At 34.7% G+C, this 19,849-nt stretch carries 12 protein-coding genes; all 12 read right to left on the reverse strand.

The window, feature by feature from the left end; all coding sequences use genetic code 11:
• Window positions 1–3: 3 nt before the first annotated feature.
• A complete protein-coding gene (gene sov, locus FFWV33_RS01815; protein WP_108739313.1) occupies window positions 4–7,173 on the reverse strand; it encodes a T9SS outer membrane translocon Sov/SprA in 7,170 nt (2,389 codons plus the stop codon).
• A gap of 18 nt (window positions 7,174–7,191) precedes the next feature.
• Complete coding sequence (gene ruvA, locus FFWV33_RS01820; protein WP_108739314.1) at window positions 7,192–7,773, reverse strand: Holliday junction branch migration protein RuvA; 582 nt, start codon at window positions 7,771–7,773, stop codon at window positions 7,192–7,194.
• Window positions 7,774–7,838: 65 nt separating this feature from the next.
• Window positions 7,839–10,118, reverse strand: a complete 2,280-nt coding sequence (locus FFWV33_RS01825; protein ID WP_108739315.1) for an NADP-dependent malic enzyme — start codon at window positions 10,116–10,118, stop codon at window positions 7,839–7,841.
• A gap of 147 nt (window positions 10,119–10,265) precedes the next feature.
• Complete coding sequence (locus tag FFWV33_RS01830; protein ID WP_108739316.1) at window positions 10,266–10,700, reverse strand: CBS domain-containing protein; 435 nt, start codon at window positions 10,698–10,700, stop codon at window positions 10,266–10,268.
• Window positions 10,701–10,846: 146 nt separating this feature from the next.
• On the reverse strand, window positions 10,847–11,767 hold the full coding sequence (gene queG / locus FFWV33_RS01835; RefSeq protein WP_108739317.1) for a tRNA epoxyqueuosine(34) reductase QueG: 921 nt from the start codon (window positions 11,765–11,767) through the stop codon (window positions 10,847–10,849).
• A 112-nt stretch (window positions 11,768–11,879) separates the two neighbouring features.
• The gene (gene ruvB / locus FFWV33_RS01840) at window positions 11,880–12,902 is read right to left on the reverse strand and encodes a Holliday junction branch migration DNA helicase RuvB (RefSeq protein WP_108739318.1); all 1,023 of its coding nucleotides are present in this window, start codon (window positions 12,900–12,902) and stop codon (window positions 11,880–11,882) included.
• 81 nt (window positions 12,903–12,983) lie between these two features.
• Window positions 12,984–14,780: a cytochrome c oxidase subunit I gene (locus FFWV33_RS01845; RefSeq protein ID WP_108739319.1), complete on the reverse strand. Its 1,797-nt coding sequence runs from the start codon at window positions 14,778–14,780 to the stop codon at window positions 12,984–12,986.
• A gap of 28 nt (window positions 14,781–14,808) precedes the next feature.
• Window positions 14,809–15,957: a cytochrome c oxidase subunit II gene (locus FFWV33_RS01850; RefSeq protein ID WP_108739320.1), complete on the reverse strand. Its 1,149-nt coding sequence runs from the start codon at window positions 15,955–15,957 to the stop codon at window positions 14,809–14,811.
• Window positions 15,958–15,976: 19 nt separating this feature from the next.
• On the reverse strand, window positions 15,977–17,326 hold the full coding sequence (locus tag FFWV33_RS01855) for a cation-translocating P-type ATPase (protein WP_108742427.1): 1,350 nt from the start codon (window positions 17,324–17,326) through the stop codon (window positions 15,977–15,979).
• A gap of 27 nt (window positions 17,327–17,353) precedes the next feature.
• On the reverse strand, window positions 17,354–17,899 hold the full coding sequence (locus tag FFWV33_RS01860) for a c-type cytochrome (RefSeq protein ID WP_108739321.1): 546 nt from the start codon (window positions 17,897–17,899) through the stop codon (window positions 17,354–17,356).
• 7 nt (window positions 17,900–17,906) lie between these two features.
• A complete protein-coding gene (locus FFWV33_RS01865; protein ID WP_108739322.1) occupies window positions 17,907–18,431 on the reverse strand; it encodes a DUF3341 domain-containing protein in 525 nt (174 codons plus the stop codon).
• Entirely contained in the window at window positions 18,424–19,827 is a 1,404-nt protein-coding gene (gene nrfD, locus FFWV33_RS01870) for an NrfD/PsrC family molybdoenzyme membrane anchor subunit (protein ID WP_108739323.1), read from the reverse strand. Before nrfD ends, FFWV33_RS01865 begins: the two co-directional genes overlap by 8 nt.
• Window positions 19,828–19,849: the final 22 nt, after the last annotated feature.

The raw sequence follows: 19,849 nt of genomic DNA on the forward strand, positions 1-19,849 counted from the left end.
AAATTAATTACCAAAATTATATCGTAGTGTAAACCCTGAACGAATATTTGTCAAAGGGAAACTCGTCGAAATGACCGCTTGAGAAAAAGAGTGATCATAATAAAATATTGCCGTTAGGTTTTTACTAAAGGAATAATCTGCCGTCATTTTCACAGACCAAATATTTTGACCTCCTGCCAATTGATTATTGTCATAACTTAAATAACGCACAATAGTTTGATTATTTCGATACGACAAATCAGCTTTTAGATTGATATCTCCTTTAATAACGCCCGTTGGATTATCTGCCAATCGAGAAGAGAATATCACATCTTTAAATCGATATCCTAATCCAACTACATACTCAAGTCCTTTTACCTCAGTAAGTAAATTGTTATCAAAACTCATTGATAACGCTCTATCCTTTTTAATTTCTGTTAAGAACTTGAAAGCATTTTTTAATTCGAAATCAACTCTAATTAAAGGATTAAACTGTTCGACTAAGTTAATATTCGAAATAAGTGTTTTGCTATAAAAATTTCCGTTATCGTCTGTCCCATTAGGATTAGCATCATAATTAAAATTAGATCTGTACTGATTAACCGTGTACGAAGCTCGGTAATTATGCTGTAATGAAAAACGTTTAAAATGCTTTTTGAACATGCCGTAACGCATTAGACCATTATATTTAACTGACCAGTTTGGAATCGGGAAATTCCTAAATGCTCCTAAAGAAGTTGATCCTGCATCTCCACCTGTGTATGCTGCTAAGAAAGAAGGCAACAATACCGCTTGACTGGTTTTGCCAAAACCTATAGGATATCCATCTGCATCAATATTTGCCACATTATTTATATCAATCCCTTTTGCCGTTGCCAAACGATTTGCGACTACCAATCTATTATCCCTAAATTCATCAAAAACAACAGAAGATATTTCGTTTCTTTGTGAAAAAGCAGATCCAATCATCACTGTCGAAATAGAAAACATTCCGTAAGTATAGGGTGAGCGAGAATTATATGTTCCATCTGCAGACACATCGTACTGTTCTGAATAGTTACTCGAATACGTTCTGTCAGCAGTTAAATCAATTTTCAAATCAGGAAACAAATCTACATTGGCAGTTCCTTTGAAAGCTTTTGTACTTACTTGTGTGAAATTTTGATTAAAGTCTTGATAATTCGTTAACCAACCATTCTTAGCCGCTTCATAACGTACGTCTTCTTGACTACCAAAGATAAAACCTAATGTTGGTTTTGAAGTACCAAAAAATCCTAATCCAGGAGTATAACCCGGCAGCACCGTTCCGCTATTGTCAGTATAATTAAACTGAATATTTTTAACACTAGTCAAAACACCAATCAATCCATCCATGAATGGACTTCCTTTTTCTTGCGCATTATTTGACGCTATATTTACTACTTTTTCACCTGGTTTTGGCAATGCTTTAGGGGTTATCAACTGCTTACCGCCAGTATTTTTCGTGAGACCCAAGTACTTGTACAGCATCTCCATGTTCAACGACCCGTTCAAGGTATGTGATCTTGCATTCTGAATCGTATTTCCTAGATTATAATTAGCACCATCAATTTCTATATTAGATAAGGAAGTCGATGATCGTTGCCAACTATAATTCCCTGTATAAGTATAATTTGCTTTTACAAAACTAAACAAAGGAATTTTGTTAATTGGAATATCATAATTCAATACCAATTGTTGTGTATGGTTGTATGGATCACCACTGTCCCAATAGCCATCCCAAATACTAAAGTTCTCAATCAGCTCATCATCTGAATTCAAATAATTCTTAACAATATTTGCTGACGAGGCAGTGTAGTTTAGCTTCAATGATTTTGTCAAATTAAAGTTCACACCGTACTGGTAATTAAAGCCAAAATTTCTTCTGTACAAAGGATCTAACCCGATACCTTCTACTTCAACTTGTCTAAATTGTTGGCGGTTATATTGTCTATTAATATTGGTATTAAAGGTGATACTTGACGGTAAATAATTAAAATTAAAGTCACTCAACATTTTCCAATACGAACTTTTTTTCATGAATTTTGTTTTCTTGAAAGGCTCTATCGGCTTAGAATTAAAATTATATGAATAGTCCACAGAAGTTATTGACTGTTGGTCCAAATAATCTTCTATCTCATAATCATGACGTTCTACAGTATTTAAGGATTGAGAAAAAGTAAAGTTTTCAGGATCATAAACATGTTGTTTTTGCTCCGGACTTCTTTGTTTTCTAACTCCTATAAGATTAATACTTGTTCTCTTGGTATAATCAATTGCTCTATTAACTATATTATCTTTCTCTGCTTGACTTTCGGTATTTGCTAATAACTCTTTAATTTTGATATCAGAATTAAAAGGATCATAAAGCGGTGTAATAGTTTCTTCTCCAACGGAGTAATTGAACGGCAAATTTATTCCCCATTTACTTGGTAATAATTTACCCAAATTAATATTGGTCACTATATTATATTGCTGAATATCTTCACGACTACGCTCGTTTGCACCTTGCTCAATAGCTCCAAAACCAACAGTGCTTTTCTTACCTGTTGCAGAGATAGTAGCAAAATCGGCTAAATTGGTATCTACGTTTAACAAAGCAGCCATACCTCCTGAGTTATCCATACCTGCAAGACGTAGCTCATTGAACCAAACCTCACCTTTTACTTTCCCTTCGGCAGTAGTCGCATTACTTTTTATCCCGACCATCAAGGTACGTACCAAACCAAAATTTGGATTCCCTTTGACACCCAGCGTTAATTTATTCGATTTCGAACCCAAGCTATTATCGAGCTCATCTTCATCTTGGAAATAGATTCCATCCAAGGGTAAGGTAGAAATATCGATTGTTCTCGACCTAATTTTTAAACTAGTCAATAAACTAAGTGCTAAATCAATCTGATTACTTTCGGGCCAAACTACCTCTTCGCTTAGTTTTGCACATCCAGAAGGTTGTGTTACTTTTAACGGAATTTCTATTTGATAAAAGTTATCTGTAAAGTCATTTCCAAAACGAATAAAACCAACTAATTGATCATCATTCAACAAGGCTTGGTTAGGCAAAGATTCAGCATGCAAGAACATTTTTAATTTCTTGTACTGACGCATATCAATACTTACATTTTTATAAACTGCTCTTGAATCTTTTGGTTCTAATCCACTACCTGATACGCGCAAAGAAAGCGACTGCTCATTTTGATTAATGACTGTATTGTTATTAAAGAGTTGCTCTCTCACAACACCCGGAGGTTGAATATAATTTATAGGACAACGTGCATTGTTCTCTTGAATATTTACAGCCAAAACATCTAGATCTGTACCATCATCTGTTGGATTGGTGTCTGAAAAATCAAGTGTATTGGTATAACGTCTCCACTCTCCACGTACGAGGTCTAATGATCCGAAACGCAAAGTTACCTCTTGGTCAAAACCTGTCATAAACATTCTCATAAAGCGAATCGATCTAAAATCGGTAATCTCTCCAATTTTATTTTGCGGTTGAGCTACCGGAATTTTGAATTGCAACCAACGAGCAGAAGTAGTCTCACCATTTGGCAAATCTACCTGAGTCTCACGTATATCGGTAATATTACTATCACCAATTTGCATTCCTTGTCTCATATCAATACTGTATTCATAGTAAGCATTGATTGTATTCATCGTATTATCACGGTTAACATCTTCAACATCTGGTGCAGTTGTGGCCGCACGATTGGCATCATTAATATCTACAGCAGAGTTTCCTTGTAAACCGTTATAATTTTTATAACGATCAACGATACTCCCGGTAGTATTTAAGTAATAAGTGTAATCATCAGCAGCTGGATCGGCAGCACTTGCAAAATTATTATATACCTCTGCTTCTTGTCCGTTTGCTAATCCGTCCAAACCAACATCTTGATTTGATCTATTATTTACATCCGTATCAAAGGCATAAATCAAAGATTGAGATGCAGGAACATCTCCCCACAGTGGTCTAGGATTAGTCAAAATTTGATCTGGTCCTAAACCGTTTTCAAATTGCTTTCTATTATCTTTCAAAACATCTTCAGATATTTCACCTAGGTTAAAATATACTTTTCCGGTATTTCCTGGAGAAACTGTACCGTTACCTACATAAGGATCTTGTACCCAAAACTGAATATATTCTACATTTCCTTGTTCGAAATTGGTCGAATTAATAGCTCTCATTATACCCCCAAAATTATCTCTTGGGTTAACTGAGAAATTTGCATTGTTATTATAAGGCCCTCTTTCAGAAGGAAAATAGGTTAAGTCTAACGTGCTTACCACTTGCGTTTGTCCTAAAGCAATATCGGTAACAGGATAAAGTTCTCTACTATAAACCCTTCTAGTTTTATTTAAAGAAAGATCACTGTTTGAAATTCCAGCTGGTTTTGAAGTATAAAATATTGGGTCAATCGTGTACCATGCCAATTTGGATCTCTTGTAACCGTAGGTTAAATCGTTTGCTGTACCAAAAAAGTTATAAGCACTATTCATATTGCTCTCTGGCGTAGAAGCAAGGCTCCAAGCATAAGCAGATCGCATATCAATTGTTGAAGTAGAACCCTCAAAATCATCTACATAAATGGTGCTCTCTCCTCCAAAACTATCGATTTTTGAAGCATTTGGTTTCAAGAAAGCAATTTCACCGCGTACAGATAAATTAGACGGTACATCGGTATCAACGTTCGGTAATTTATTAACTAGACGTGTAAAAAACGGAACCTCAGTGGAGAAGTTGGTGTTAAAGCCAAAAATAGTATTATTTATAGATTCTTGACCATAATTTGATTTAGTAGTAAAAGGTCTTTCGCTCATTTTTAATAGAGTCCCACCAACAACAAATTTATCTGAAATTTTGTGCTCCACATTCACACCCATAAAACGAGTGGTTTGCTGGCCAAAAATAGAATTGTTTTCTAAAGATACATTGATCGGAGTATTTGAAGCTTGTAAAGAAGCATCCAAAATCTGGACACGACCTAACTGATAATTGACACTATAGTCAATACCCTCAACCAACTTACGTCCACCTGCCGTTACAACAACAGATCCTTGAGGCACATTGAAGGCTCCAATAGGAATACCGTCACTTCCTGTAGATTTATATTTTCCTCGAAGTAAAAATTTATTTTTATCACTGTCCTGCAATGCACCCGATTGTGTACTACGATACATACTAGGGAAAACATATTTTTTCTGATTGCCATTGTAAGTCGTTGGATCTGCATAATTACTTACATCAGTAGGATTATTTTTATCTTTTAATTTATCAAACAACAATTGTCCAAAAGGTTCTTTGGATGTAAATATAATTCGTCCGTTTTGTGAATCCATTGTTAATCCTTCGATAAAATCAAAAAAACCATCTCCACCTGTTTGTGGATCATTGTTGTAATTTAATTTATCCAAATTAAAGACCTTCAACAAAGGATTTTCGGCAATTTTATCTTTAACATCTGGATTCGCTGGAAAAGGAACTTTAGCACCTGCAGAAGTTATAGCCTCCGTTATATAATTTATCGGCGATGGATCTGTATATAAAATATTAAATCTAAAGTCTCCCTGCTTTACTTGATAAGCACCCGGGATTTGATAAATATTCTTCATCATCAAATTCCATATCGGATTACCTACATTCGTTAAATTACTTTTCAATAATTTCAAAATCAAACTTTGCGTTATTACCGCTTGATTTGAATTTGTTCCTGTAACTACTGTAGACTCGATACCATCGTTTCCAAATTCTCCAACTTGATATACTTTATCACCAATAGTATATTCAAAAGCAACCGCCAAAACTTCGTCATTTGACAAACGTTGCTGCAATGATATATACCCTAATTGAGTATTATAAGAATATTCGTTCGGCAAAAGTTTTCTAGCATTTTCCAATTTCGAATAATCTTGGCCTTCTCTAGCTGTAAATCCGTTGAAACCTGTGTTGGCAGTAGCCATTTCTCGAATATCACCATTCAATAAACTGCTCCCGACACCTATTTGCCCTGGATCGTACTTATTATTTTTATTATCTGTAGGGCTATTGATAGGATTGTTAAACATGCCCGCAGGTGTTGCTTTAACTACCAAGTTACTATTGTCAATACCAGTATACTCAGCTTCACCTAAATCTTGTAACGCAATAATATTTCGAAGATTATTTGAGTTGGTAGTTATTCTATTTTGCTTGTTGGTCACCCAAACTTCTAATCGGGTAATTTGAACCCTGCTATCAATAAAAGGATAATTTGTCAAAGCAGAATCGTACTTATTTCTAAAATATTGAGATAAGAAAAAGTGTCTATCGTTATCATAATCCAAAGCGTAGACATCAAAGTCTTGAATAGTACCTCCACCCTGCACTACTACACTTTTTGTTTGTGATTTTTGTTCAGAGAAAACTCCTGTCACGGTAGTTTTACCAAATTGCAATTGAGCCTTCAAACCAAATAAGCTTTGTGCTCCTCGAATTAACGAACTGTTAAGTGGCATACTTACATTTCCGACTTCAATTTTTTGGATAATATCGTCTTCTGTAGGTGTGTAATCTAATTTAAGTAAATTTTGAAAAGCAAAAGTAGATTGTGTGTCGTAGTTAGCATTTACATTTAAACGTGTACCCACCTTCCCCATCAAACTCATGCTGATTCTTTGATTAAAATCAAACGCTAAATTGGAGCGATTTCTAGGAGAAAAAGACGGATTGTCTTGTTTTGAATATCGTGCACCCAAATCCATTTCAACAGAACCAGTTGGCTTTACGTCGATAGTATTACTCCCAAAAATAGTCTCAAAAAAACCGCTATTTACATAATATTTGGGTAATAAATCTTTTTTTGCGTCTTCACTACCTGCTTTTTTTCCATCAATAGCATCCGATTTTTGTTTAAAATAATCTCTCATAGATTCTTTTACAACCAAATCTTCATATTCCTTTGGAGTTAGAATAATAGGATAATTAATAGAAAAACCATCAACAGAATTGGTATAAATATAACGATCTGTTTTTGGATCATATGTGTATGCTGAAAGTATACTTTGTGGTTCTTTCATTTTGACTCTTCCCAAAGAATAGCCTTTTTTTATAGTATCCTGTGGCTCTACATTAACCTGAGCCATTGATACAAATCCACAAAATAAAACAAGCAAAAAAGTAAAATTCCTACACATATAGTCGTGTTTTGTTTTTTATAAGTTTTTCAACGCCTTCTTTATAATCGTTTCTACAGAAGCATCTGGGTCTTCCTTAACGATTTTTTCAATTATTTTCTCAGAAGCTTTTCGAACAAAGCCTAACACCTCTAGAGCAGATAACGCTTCATCTCTATTTGTATTGCTTTGCGAAATCGAAACTTCATCGATATCGTACAATTTCAACATTTTTTCTTTCAAATCCAAAATAACACGTTGCGCTGTTTTGATTCCAATACCTTTAATAGATTGAATTGTAGCCACATCACCAGAAGCAATAGCATTGATAATTTGCTTTGGATCCATGGACGACAACATTTGTCGTGCAATATTAGCACCTATTCCTGAAACTGAAATCAACAATTTGAAAATTTCTCTTTCTGATTTTTCTACAAAGCCAAATAAAGTATGTGAATCCTCCTTTATTTGAAGGTAAGTAAACAACTTTATAAAATCTGTTGTAGGTAGTAATGAATACGTATGCAACGAAATATTGACATGATACCCCACTCCACCACAATCGATTACAACATCGGTTGGTGTTTTTTCAACTAATTTCCCTTGTAAATGTGCTATCATATCATCAATAAAAACACCTATAACTCAACAGAATCGAGTTATAGGTGTGTTAATTATTACTTCAATTATTTTTTTCTTTTTCCTTTTTCTTGTGCATCTAAAACAGCAATTGTTGCCATATTAACCATCTCTTCAACACCTGCACCCAATTGAAAAATGTGTACTGGTTTGCTCATACCCATCATAATTGGCCCGATAGATTCTACTTTATTCAACTCTTTCAGCAACTTATAAGTAATGTTTGCAGCATCCAAATTAGGGAAAATAAGTATATTCACTTTTTTACCTACCAATGTAGAAAACGGAAATTTTTCTTTTAACAATTCCGGATTCAATGCAAAGTCAGACTGTATCTCACCATCCACAATTAAATCAGGATGATGTTCGTGTAAATAGGCAACTGCTTCTCTCACTTTATTTGCTTTTGGATTTGAAGATGATCCGAAATTAGAATACGAAACCATCGCAATAACAGGCTCTACACCAAACATTCTAGCAGTTTTGGCAGTCATTAAAGCAATTTTAGCTAATTCTTCAGCAGTTGGATCTATATTCACAGCCGTATCAGACAAAAACATCGGTCCTCTTGCAGTCATCATCATATTGGTGGTCGCTACTATTGACGCACCTGGAGCTTTACCTACCAATTGTAACATTGGCTTTAAAACTGTAGCATAACTTCTCGTATGTCCAGTAACCAAACCATCAGCTTCACCTGTATTAATCATCATGGCTGCAAAATAGTTACGCTCACGCATCAAACGTTGGGCGTCATACAAGGCAATACCACGTCTTTTACGAGATTCAAAGTACGTTTCTGCAAAACGCTTTCTTCTTCCGTCTTCAGCTTTATCTTTAGGATCGATGATTTCTACATCAGCATCAAAACCAAGCTCTCCTTTTAATTCTGAAATTATTTCTTTGTTACCTAATAAGATCGGAATTGCAACCCCTTCTTCCAATACAATTTGAGCAGCTTTCAAAACATCAAGATGTTCTGCTTCAGCAAATACAATCCTTTTCGGATCCATTTTTGCTTTGTTGCTGATCATACGAAGCATTTTATTATCGTTACCTAAACGCTCCAATAAATCCTCTTCGTATTTTGCCCAATCAGTGATCGGGTTCAGCGCCACTCCAGAGTCCATAGCTGCTTTTGCTACAGCAGGAGCAACAATCGAAATCAATCGTGGGTCAAAAGGTTTTGGTATAATATATTCTTTACCAAAAACTAATTTGGTAGCACCATAGGCAACGTTTACTTGTTCTGGTACCGACTCTTTTGCAAGTAAGGCAAGCGCTTGAACAGCAGCCATTTTCATCGCTTCATTAATTTTGGTTGCACGTACATCAAGTGCTCCTCTAAAAATGTATGGAAAACCAAGTACATTATTAACCTGATTAGGATGATCTGAACGACCCGTAGCCATAATCACATCTTTTCTTGTTTGGATTGCTAAATTGTAATCAATCTCAGGGTTTGGATTTGCCATAGCAAATACAATAGGATTTTCAGCCATTCCTAACAACATATCAGCAGACATAATATCTCCTGATGATAATCCCAAAAATACATCAGCACCTACTAGAGCTTCTCCTAAAGAGATTGGCTCCATATCTTTGGCAAATTTTAATTGTAATTCAGAAAGCGCAGGATTGTTTTTGGTCAACAAACCTTTACTGTTAAACATCAAAATATTTTCAAGTTTTACACCCAACAACATATACAAATCAGCACAAGCTATCGCAGCAGATCCGGCTCCTGAGACAACCATCTTTACATCCTCTGCTTTTTTCTCAGCCAATTCCAATGCGTTTATAAGTGCTGCTGAAGAAATAATAGCAGTACCATGTTGGTCATCATGCATTACCGGAATATTCAATTCTTCAACCAACCTACGTTCAATTTCGAACGATTCTGGAGCTTTAATATCCTCCAAATTAATTCCACCAAAAGTTGGTGCAATATTTTTTACGGTTTGGATAAATTCTTCTATATTTTTTGTATCCACTTCAATGTCAAACACATCAATATCAGCAAAGATTTTAAAAAGCAACCCTTTACCTTCCATTACTGGCTTTGACGCCTCTGGACCAATATCACCTAAACCTAACACTGCGGTTCCGTTCGAAATTACAGCTACTAGATTTCCTTTTGCAGTATATTTATAAACATTATTAACATCTTTAGCAATTTCCAAACAAGGCTCTGCAACACCCGGTGAATACGCCAATGATAAATCTCTTTGCGTGGCATATTTTTTAGTTGGAACTACTTGTATCTTCCCTGGAGTGGGCTTTGCATGATACAATAATGCTTCTCTTCTTTTACTATCCTTGTTCATATTCTTTATTTTTATCCTAATCTACAAAGATATAAGTCTTGACTTAATAAGGAAGCTTTTATCTTAATCTTTTCTTAAAAACAAGTCGAAACATAAACAAAAAAAGGCCGCAATAATTTGCGACCTTATAAATCATTATATATTTAATTAACTTTGAGTACCGTTTATATAGGAGTCCAAGTGATCAATTGTATTTTTTTGTTTAGCAATAGTAGCTTTTACAATGTCACCAATCGACACTACACCGAGAACTATATTATTTGCAACTACTGGTAAATGTCTAATTCTCTTACCACTCATTAAATTCATGCAATAATCAATAGTATCTGTTGGTGCAACTGTAATAATACCCGTTCCCATAATATCTTTTACCAAAGTATCTTTTGAAGTTTTATCTTTCAAAACTATTTTTCGAGCATAATCTCTTTCTGAGAGGATTCCAACAATTACATCATTATCCATCACCAATAATGCTCCAACATTTTTTTCGCCCATGACCTTTAAGGCATCATAAACAGAAATTGTAGAAACTATAGAGAACACATCTCCTCCTTTAACGCTTAGTATTTGATTTACAGTCATATTGATAATAGTTTTAGAATACTAAAGTTATAAAAAAAATCAACATATTACTAAAAACCTAAACAATTTGACCAAAAAAAACTTAAGAACGATATTATTTAACAGAATTCACAAGTAAAAGAACCTTAACAAATAGCATTTTGAAATTATTGCAAGAATTTAATATTTCTAGTAATCCCAGAATATTTGGAGCGTTTAAGAGGAGAGTCTTTAAAAACATGCTTGAAAGTATCCTCAGTGATCTCTTCCCAGTCTTTTTTTGACATTGACAAAAGGTGCGAATTAGGATCAAATAGCGGTTCCTTATGTGGTTTAGAAAAACGATTCCAAGGGCAAACGTCTTGACAAATATCACAACCAAACGCCCAATCATCAAATTGGCCTTTCATACTATCAGGAATATTCTCTTTTAATTCAATAGTAAAATAAGAAATACATTTACTACCGTCTACCACATAAGGCGCTATGATCGCTTGAGTCGGGCAAGCATCTAAACAAGCAGTGCACGAACCACAGTGATCTGTTACCGCATGATCATAGTCTAATTCTAAATCAATAATAAGTTCCGCTATAAAATAAAAGGAACCCACTTTTTGTGTAATGAGATTACTGTTCTTTCCAATCCATCCCAAACCAGATTTAGCAGCCCAAGCTTTATCCAAAACTGGAGCAGAATCCACAAAAGCACGACCAGACACATCTCCAACAGCCGTTTTAATCGAAAATAACAATTCGTTTAGCTTGTCTTTAACAACAGCGTGATAATCGGTTCCGTAAGCATACTTCGAAATCTTATAACTATCTTCTACTTGTTTTTTTTCCGGAAAATAATTCAGCAACAATGAAACCACCGTCTTACTGCCTTCTACCAATAATGTTGGATCTAATCGTTTATCAAAATGATTCTCCATATAGGCCATTTGACCATTATGATTTTTGTTCAACCAATTTTCTAACCTAGGAGCTTCTGTTTCTAAAAAACCAGCTTTAGAAATACCACAAGACAAAAAACCGAGGCGCTTGGCTTCGAATTTTATGAATTGTGTATTTTCTGTTTTAGAAATAATGTAATATTTTAAATTTTAAATCAGCATAATAGGGCTCCGGATATTAGTATGTACTCTCTAATTGATTTTTTTTCGAAAAAAAAATCACAATCAGAAGATACAGCTTAAAATACTAAAAAAGTCCTCCTTGAATATTGGTCTTGATACGTCCCAAATGTTTATAAGCTTTATCAGTAACTTCTCTACCTCTAGGTGTACGCATGATAAAACCTTCTTGTATAAGGAATGGCTCATACACCTCTTCAATAGTTTCACTACTTTCAGATACAGCAGTCGCTAAGGTTGACAAACCAACTGGACCTCCTTTGAACTTATCAATAATAGTTGTCAAAATCTTGTTGTCCATCTCATCCAAACCATGAGCATCAACGTTCAAAGCTTTTAAACTATACCGAGCAATTTCAATGTCAATAGTACCATTCCCTTTTATTTGAGCAAAATCCCTTACTCTTCGTAATAAGGCATTCGCAATACGAGGTGTACCACGGCTACGACCTGCAATCTCTATAGCAGCTTCATGTGAAATTGGCATTTTCAAAATTGAAGAAGATCGCTCTACAATACTTGTCAATAATTCGGTAGTATAATATTGTAAACGAGAAGAAATACCGAAACGAGCACGCATTGGCGCAGTTAATAATCCTGAGCGCGTAGTGGCGCCAATCAAAGTAAACGGATTAAGATTAATTTGAACGGTTCTAGCATTAGGACCAGACTCAATCATTATATCAATCTTAAAATCTTCCATGGCAGAATATAAGTACTCCTCCACTATCGGACTTAACCGGTGAATTTCATCAATAAATAAAACATCGCGTTCGTCAAGATTGGTCAGTAGTCCAGCCAAATCACCCGGTTTATCCAACACAGGACCAGAGGTAATTTTAATACCAACTTCTAATTCATTAGCCAAAATGTTTGCCAATGTCGTTTTACCCAAACCTGGAGGACCATGAAACAACGTATGATCCAAAGCTTCATTACGCTGATTAGCTGCTGCCACAAAAACCTTGAGGTTTTCTAAAACTTGATCTTGACCAGCAAAATCATCAAAAGACAGCGGTCTTAATCTTTTTTCAAGATCAAATTCTTCCGAACCAAAACCATCTGTAGTAGGATCTAAATTTTCATTCATCTAACAAATATATAACAAAGTTTCATAAAATAAAAAATGCCTTTCTGTAATAGAAAGGCATTTTTTAAATATATTTTTTTTCTAGTGATGTAACACTTCTTCACCTGGTTTCATTGGAACCGTTTGCGGAACGAAATCTTCATCATGACCTGGATTAGAATAATCATAAGGCCATCTGTGAACTTCTGGAATTTCTCCAGGCCAGTTACCGTGAATATGCTCTACCGGTGTAGTCCATTCCAAAGTATTTGATCTCCAAGGATTTTGTACTGCTTTCTTACCAACAAAGATACTGCTAAAGAAATTATACAAAAATACCAATTGAAACACACCACCAACCAAGGCAAATGTTGTAATCAAAACGTTTACGTTTTGTAAATCATCAAACAATGGAAAGTTAGTATTAGTATAGTAACGTCTAGGTAAACCAGCTAGTCCAATAAAGTGCATCGGGAAGAAAACACCATAAGCACACACTGCAGTTACCCAAAAGTGAACATAACCCATATTTTTATTTAACATTCTTCCAAACAATTTTGGGAACCAATGGTAAATACCTCCAAACATACCGTAAAGAGCAGAAATACCCATTACTAAGTGGAAGTGAGCAATTACAAAATAAGTATCATGAACGTTAATATCTAATGTACTATCACCTAAAATAATTCCAGTTAAACCTCCAGTAATAAAGGTTGACACCATTCCGATAGAAAACAACATTGCTGGATTCAATTGTAAGTTTCCTTTCCATAAAGTTGTGATCCAATTAAATGCTTTTACAGCAGATGGAATCGCAATCAGTAAGGTTGTAAAAGTAAACACAGATCCCAAGAATGGATTCATACCAGAGATAAACATATGGTGTCCCCAAACAATTGTAGATAAAAATGCAATTGCAAGAACAGACATAATCATCGCTCTATATCCAAAAATTGGTTTACGAGAGTTTGTAGCTAAAATTTCAGATACAAGACCCATCGCAGGTAAGATAACGATATATACCTCAGGGTGACCTAAGAACCAAAATAAGTGCTCAAACAATACAGGAGAACCACCTTGATAATGTAAAACCTCACCAGCGATATAAATATCAGACAAGAAGAAAGAAGTACCAAAACTTCTATCAAAGATTAATAATAAACAAGCTGACAAAAGAACAGGAAACGATACAACTCCAATAATAGCAGTTACAAAGAATGTCCAGATAGTAAGAGGTAATCTAGTCATAGACATACCCTTAGTTCTTAAGTTAATTACTGTTACAATATAGTTCAAAGAACCCATCAAAGAAGATGCTATAAAAATAGCCATGGAAATTAACCATAAAGTCATTCCCATTCCTGAACCAGGAATAGCTTGCGGTAAAGCACTCAAAGGAGGATAAATTGTCCAACCTGCAGAAGCAGGACCTGCTTCAACAAATAATGAGCTTAACATAATAACAGCTGACAAAAAGAACAACCAATAGGAAATCATATTCATGAATCCAGAAGCCATATCCCTTGCTCCAATTTGTAGCGGTATCAGCAAATTACTAAACGTACCACTAAGACCGGCGGTCAGTACAAAGAAAACCATTATGGTACCGTGAATGGTAACTAGTGCTAAATAGACGTCATTTTTCATTACTCCATCTGGAGCCCATTTATCACCTAAAATAAAATTGAAAATTTTAAAAGATTCTTCTGGCCATGCTAATTGCATTCTAAAAAGCATTGACATACCAATTCCAATAACTCCCATAATAATACCTGTAATTAAGTATTGTTTGGCAATCATCTTATGATCAATACTAAAAATATATTTAGTAATGAATGTATCTTTATGATGATGTTCGTGTTCGTGATCGTGTCCGTGATCGTGACCTTCTGCTGACATATAAGTTTACTTTAAATTTTCTTAATAATTATTTTACTGCTACTACAGGAGCAACAACTACTGAATCTTTCGAAACACCTTCACCATCTGCAGCGGGTGCAGGAGCAGCGTTAGCATCTCTTACTTGTACAGCCAATAAAGCTTGTTCTTTTAACCATTTTTTATAATCCTCTGGGGTATCAACTACAATTTTCATTTGCATGTTGTAATGTGAAGCACCACAAATTTTATTACAAAGTAACAAATAATCAAAAGTATATGGATCAAGAGCAGTTCCACCCTTAGCCACTAAATCAATAGATTTTTTAGCTCTTAACTCATTAATATGAGATACTTTCTCAATCATATAAGGTAACTCTCTATACTCAGCTGTTGTGTAAACTGGTTCGAAAGCAAATTCAGTAACCATACCAGGAACACAGTTCATTTGAGCTCTAAAATGTGGCATATAAGCAGAGTGCAAAACATCCTGCGACCTCATTTTAAAGTGAACCTTTTTCCCTTTAGGAATGTGTAATTCTGAAACTACAATATCATCTTGAGAATTTTTGTCTGACATATCCACACCAAGAGTATTGATTCCCTCAATGTATCTTACGTTTGCCTTACCAAGAACATTATCTTCACCAGCATAACGGGCAGACCACTTAAATTGCTGAGCATAAAGCTCAATAACTACTGTATCTTCATCTTCATCTATAAACATAATGTTAGTCCAAGCATACAATCCGTAAAGAATCAAACCTGCAAGAACAACAGCTGGAATAATACTCCAAACAGCTTCTAGCTTGTTATTATCTGCAAAGAATAAAGCCTTTTGACCTTGCTTTCCTCTATACTTAAAACTAAAGTAGTGAATCAATACCTGCGTAATAGCCTGTACGATAAACAATAAAACCCATGAAATATTCATCAAACTATCTACTTGAGCACCATGTGCCGAAGCTGGAGTATGCAAAACTAAACCACCCCATTTAAACAAACCATAAATAGTTAGTATATAAATGAATGCTAGAAATCCAAACATCAAATAACCCTGAACATTATTATCATTATCATTAGCCACTTGAGAATTGTCCTCATTTGAACCTACCTGAGTAAGATCAAATATTTTGGTCAATTGCCATAGAGCAACTGCTAATAAAACTAAAACTATAATTACCAACAAACTCGTCATCTGTTTATCTCTTTAAATATTAATAATGAAAATGTTTACTTTCTTCTATAAATGGATTTCTTTTTGGTAACAAAGGAGTCTTAGTCAAAGCAGTAAACACTGCAAAGATAAACAATCCTAAGAAGAAAAGAACTGATGAAATCTCAGGAACACCGATAAACCAACGATCACCTACTGTTCCAGGCATAATCATATTAAAGAAATCAACATAGTGACCCGCTAATATAACTGTTCCAGCCATAACGATAACCCAACTAAGTCTTTTGAAATCAGTATTTAATAAAATTAATAATGGGAATACAAAATTCATAACTACAGCACCAAAGAAAGGAAGGTTGTACAATTGAATTCTTGTAATAAAATAAGTAATTTCTTCAGGAATATCTGCATACCAGATTAACATAAATTGAGAGAACCATAAGTACGTCCAGAAAATACTAATACCAAACATAAATTTAGCTAAATCGTGTATATGACTAGTATTTACATACTCTAAATATCCTTTTGATTTCAAATATACAGTTACAAGAGCAATAGTAGTAATACCACTTACAAAGAAACTAGCAAAAACGTACCATCCGAAAAGAGTACTAAACCAGTGTGGATCTACAGACATAATCCAATCCCATGACATAATAGATTCTGATACAATAAAGAAAACTAAGAAACCAGCTGACATCTTAAAATTCTTTTTGTAGAATAAATTATCATTAGCCTCATCTTGTGCAACACAATTTTTAGCAGAATAAAATCTGTATAGATTCCATCCTATCAAAAATATAGCAGCACGAATTATCCAAAATGGAAAATTCAAATAACTTGCTTTATTAGCAATAAGCTCATCATGCGCAACTACTTCTGGGTCTAACCAAATAAACAAATGGTTAAAATGAAGTCCGCATAAAATTAAAATAAAGAAGAAAATAGCAGAACCATAAGGAAGGTAAGCTGTAATCCCTTGCATAACTCTAAACAAAACAGGAGACCATCCCGCTTGTGCAACTTGTTGAATAGCATAAAAAGCTAAAACCCCCATTGAAATTAACATAAAGAAAATACACGCAACATATAAAGCAGCCCATGGCTTATTTTGCAACTGGTGCAAAACATGATTTAAATGTTTTGTATGTTCTCCATCTTCATGAGAAACTTTCGCTTGTTCGTGATGAGCAGCACCATGCGCATCATCTGCCACTTTACTCTCTTCATGTTGAGCAGCACCATGTTCACCATGGCTCTCAGCAGCAAGAAGAATTTCAACTTCTTGAATATCTTTAGGTGCATTTAAAAAACCATACCCAATCCCCAATAAACCAACGGCCATTAGGATAAAAGAAAGAGTTTTTAATTTACTTGAAAATGTATACATATCTATTACGATCAGTTTGTTCAACAATTATAATTGGCTTTTAAGCTTCAAAACGTAGTCAGCAACTAACCAACGTTCGTGAGCACTTAATTGATTAGCATGAGAACCCATAGAATTCAAACCATAAGTAACTACATGAAAAATACTTCCCTCTGTAATAACTCTATCTTTGTAACTAGGAACTCCCAAAAATTTCTCTCTTTCTACCAATTTACCTTTACCATTTCCAGATGCTCCATGACAACTGATACAATAAATTTCAAAAAGCTCTTTTCCTTTTTCAGAACCACGATCAATAGAATCTAATGGAGACTTTGAATTTGCTTTTGCTAATTCGTACCCTTCAGTAGTATTTGCGTATTCATATGGCTCAAACCCTCTGTTAATAGTACCATCTGGAGGAAGTTGACCTTCTTTTCCATTTTTAAAAGCAGCAGATTCTGAATAAGTTTCATATCCTGCTGATTCGTACATATTAGGAAAGTATTGATAGTTCGGTGATTTATTATTATGACATGATGTCACTAATACAGTGATGCCTAATAAAAGTGCTGTTTTATATACCCTTTTCATATCTTAATTAGTGCTTTTCAATTACTTTAACTTCTACAGCGCCTGTTCCTTGGAAAAAAGAAACTAACGCTTCTTCATTATCATTAACAGCTACTTCCATCAAGAAGTGATCATCTGTAGTTCTTACATCTGGATTTTCAGCTTCTTTGAATGGCCACAATTTACTTCTCATGTAAAAAGTAATAACCATAAGGTGAGCTGCAAAAAATACAGTCATCTCAAACATAATTGGCACGAAGGCAGGCATATTTTCAATATAACTAAAACTTGGTTTACCACCAATATCTTGAGGCCAATCTTGTATCATTACAAAATTCATCATCCAAGTAGCAAATGAAATACCTATACAACCGTATATGAAAGAACAAATTGCTAATCTTGTAGGCGCTAAGCCCATTGCTTTATCCAACCCGTGAACGGGAAATGGAGTAAAAACTTCTTCAATATGATGATGAGCTGCACGGGTTTTTTTAACCGCATCCATCAATATATCATCGTCATTATAAATGGCGTATATTACTTTATTACTCATGGTGTGAATCTTTATTTGCTTCTCTTTCTCTAATATAATTATCTCCCGTTCCTTTTAATATTGTTTTAACCTCTGCTTGAGCAATCACAGGGAAAGTTCTAGAGTATAACAAAAACAACACGAAGAAAAATCCAATTGTCCCGATAAAAATACCGATATCAACAAAAGTCGGAGAAAACATTGTCCAAGAAGACGGTAAATAATCTCTATGTAATGATGTAACAATGATCACAAAACGCTCAAACCACATTCCAATATTTACTACAATTGAAATAATGAAAGAGAACATGATACTTGTTCTTAATTTTTTAGACCACATAAATTGAGGTGAAAACACATTACATGTCATCATCGACCAATATGCCCACCAGTAAGGACCAGTAGCTCTATTCAAAAATGCATATTGTTCGTATTCAACACCTGAATACCAAGCGATAAATAACTCAGTAATATATGCAACACCAACAATAGAACCTGTAATCATAATTACAATATTCATCAACTCAATGTGTTGCAAAGTAATATAAGCCTCAAGGTTAGAAACTTTTCTCATAATAATAAGCAAAGTGTTTACCATTGCAAAACCCGAGAAAACTGCTCCTGCCACAAAGTAAGGAGGGAAAATCGTTGTATGCCATCCTGGAATTACAGATGTAGCAAAGTCCATCGATACAATCGTGTGAACAGAAAGTACAAGTGGAGTTGCTAAACCAGCCAATACCAAAGATACTTCTTCAAAACGTTGCCAATCTTTGGCTCTACCGCTCCATCCAAAACTTAATATAGAATAAATTCTTTTATTAAAAGGAGTTATAGCTCTATCTCTCAACATAGCAAAATCTGGTAGCAAACCTGTCCACCAAAATACAAGTGAAACAGATAGATACGTTGAAATTGCAAATACATCCCAAAGTAATGGTGAATTAAAGTTAACCCATAATGAACCAAATTGATTCGGTATAGGTAAAACCCAATATGCCAACCATGGACGACCCATGTGTATAATTGGAAATAAACCCGCTTGAATAACTGAGAAAATAGTCATTGCTTCTGCAGAACGGTTAATAGCCATTCTCCATCTTTGACGGAAGAGTAAAAGTACTGCAGAAATTAATGTTCCTGCGTGACCAATACCAACCCACCAAACGAAGTTGGTAATATCCCAAGCCCATCCAACGGTCTTATTCAAACCCCATGTTCCGATACCTGTAGATACGGTGTAAATAATACAACCTAATCCCCAAAGGAAAGCGGTTAATGCGATTGTAAATACAATCCACCAATGTTTATTAGCTTTTCCTTCAACAGGAGCAGCTACATCAACTGTTACATCGTGATAGCTTCTATCACCTATAACTAAAGGTTTCCTAATGCTTGATTCGTAGTGAGACGACATAATCCTTTATATGTTTCTAATT

This window comes from Flavobacterium faecale (assembly GCF_003076455.1).
In the GTDB taxonomy this organism is placed as follows: domain Bacteria; phylum Bacteroidota; class Bacteroidia; order Flavobacteriales; family Flavobacteriaceae; genus Flavobacterium; species Flavobacterium faecale.

Coding starts and splice junctions, on each gene's coding strand:
- ruvB (WP_108739318.1), bottom strand. CDS start 12,902: ATGAATGAAAATTTAGATCCTACTACAGATGGTTTTGGTTCGGAAGAA.
- FFWV33_RS01850 (WP_108739320.1), bottom strand. CDS start 15,957: ATGACGAGTTTGTTGGTAATTATAGTTTTAGTTTTATTAGCAGTTGCT.
- sov (WP_108739313.1), bottom strand. CDS start 7,173: ATGTGTAGGAATTTTACTTTTTTGCTTGTTTTATTTTGTGGATTTGTA.
- FFWV33_RS01845 (WP_108739319.1), bottom strand. CDS start 14,780: ATGTCAGCAGAAGGTCACGATCACGGACACGATCACGAACACGAACAT.
- FFWV33_RS01865 (WP_108739322.1), bottom strand. CDS start 18,431: ATGAGTAATAAAGTAATATACGCCATTTATAATGACGATGATATATTG.
- FFWV33_RS01855 (WP_108742427.1), bottom strand. CDS start 17,326: ATGTATACATTTTCAAGTAAATTAAAAACTCTTTCTTTTATCCTAATG.
- FFWV33_RS01825 (WP_108739315.1), bottom strand. CDS start 10,118: ATGAACAAGGATAGTAAAAGAAGAGAAGCATTATTGTATCATGCAAAG.
- ruvA (WP_108739314.1), bottom strand. CDS start 7,773: ATGATAGCACATTTACAAGGGAAATTAGTTGAAAAAACACCAACCGAT.
- nrfD (WP_108739323.1), bottom strand. CDS start 19,827: ATGTCGTCTCACTACGAATCAAGCATTAGGAAACCTTTAGTTATAGGT.
- FFWV33_RS01860 (WP_108739321.1), bottom strand. CDS start 17,899: ATGAAAAGGGTATATAAAACAGCACTTTTATTAGGCATCACTGTATTA.
- FFWV33_RS01830 (WP_108739316.1), bottom strand. CDS start 10,700: ATGACTGTAAATCAAATACTAAGCGTTAAAGGAGGAGATGTGTTCTCT.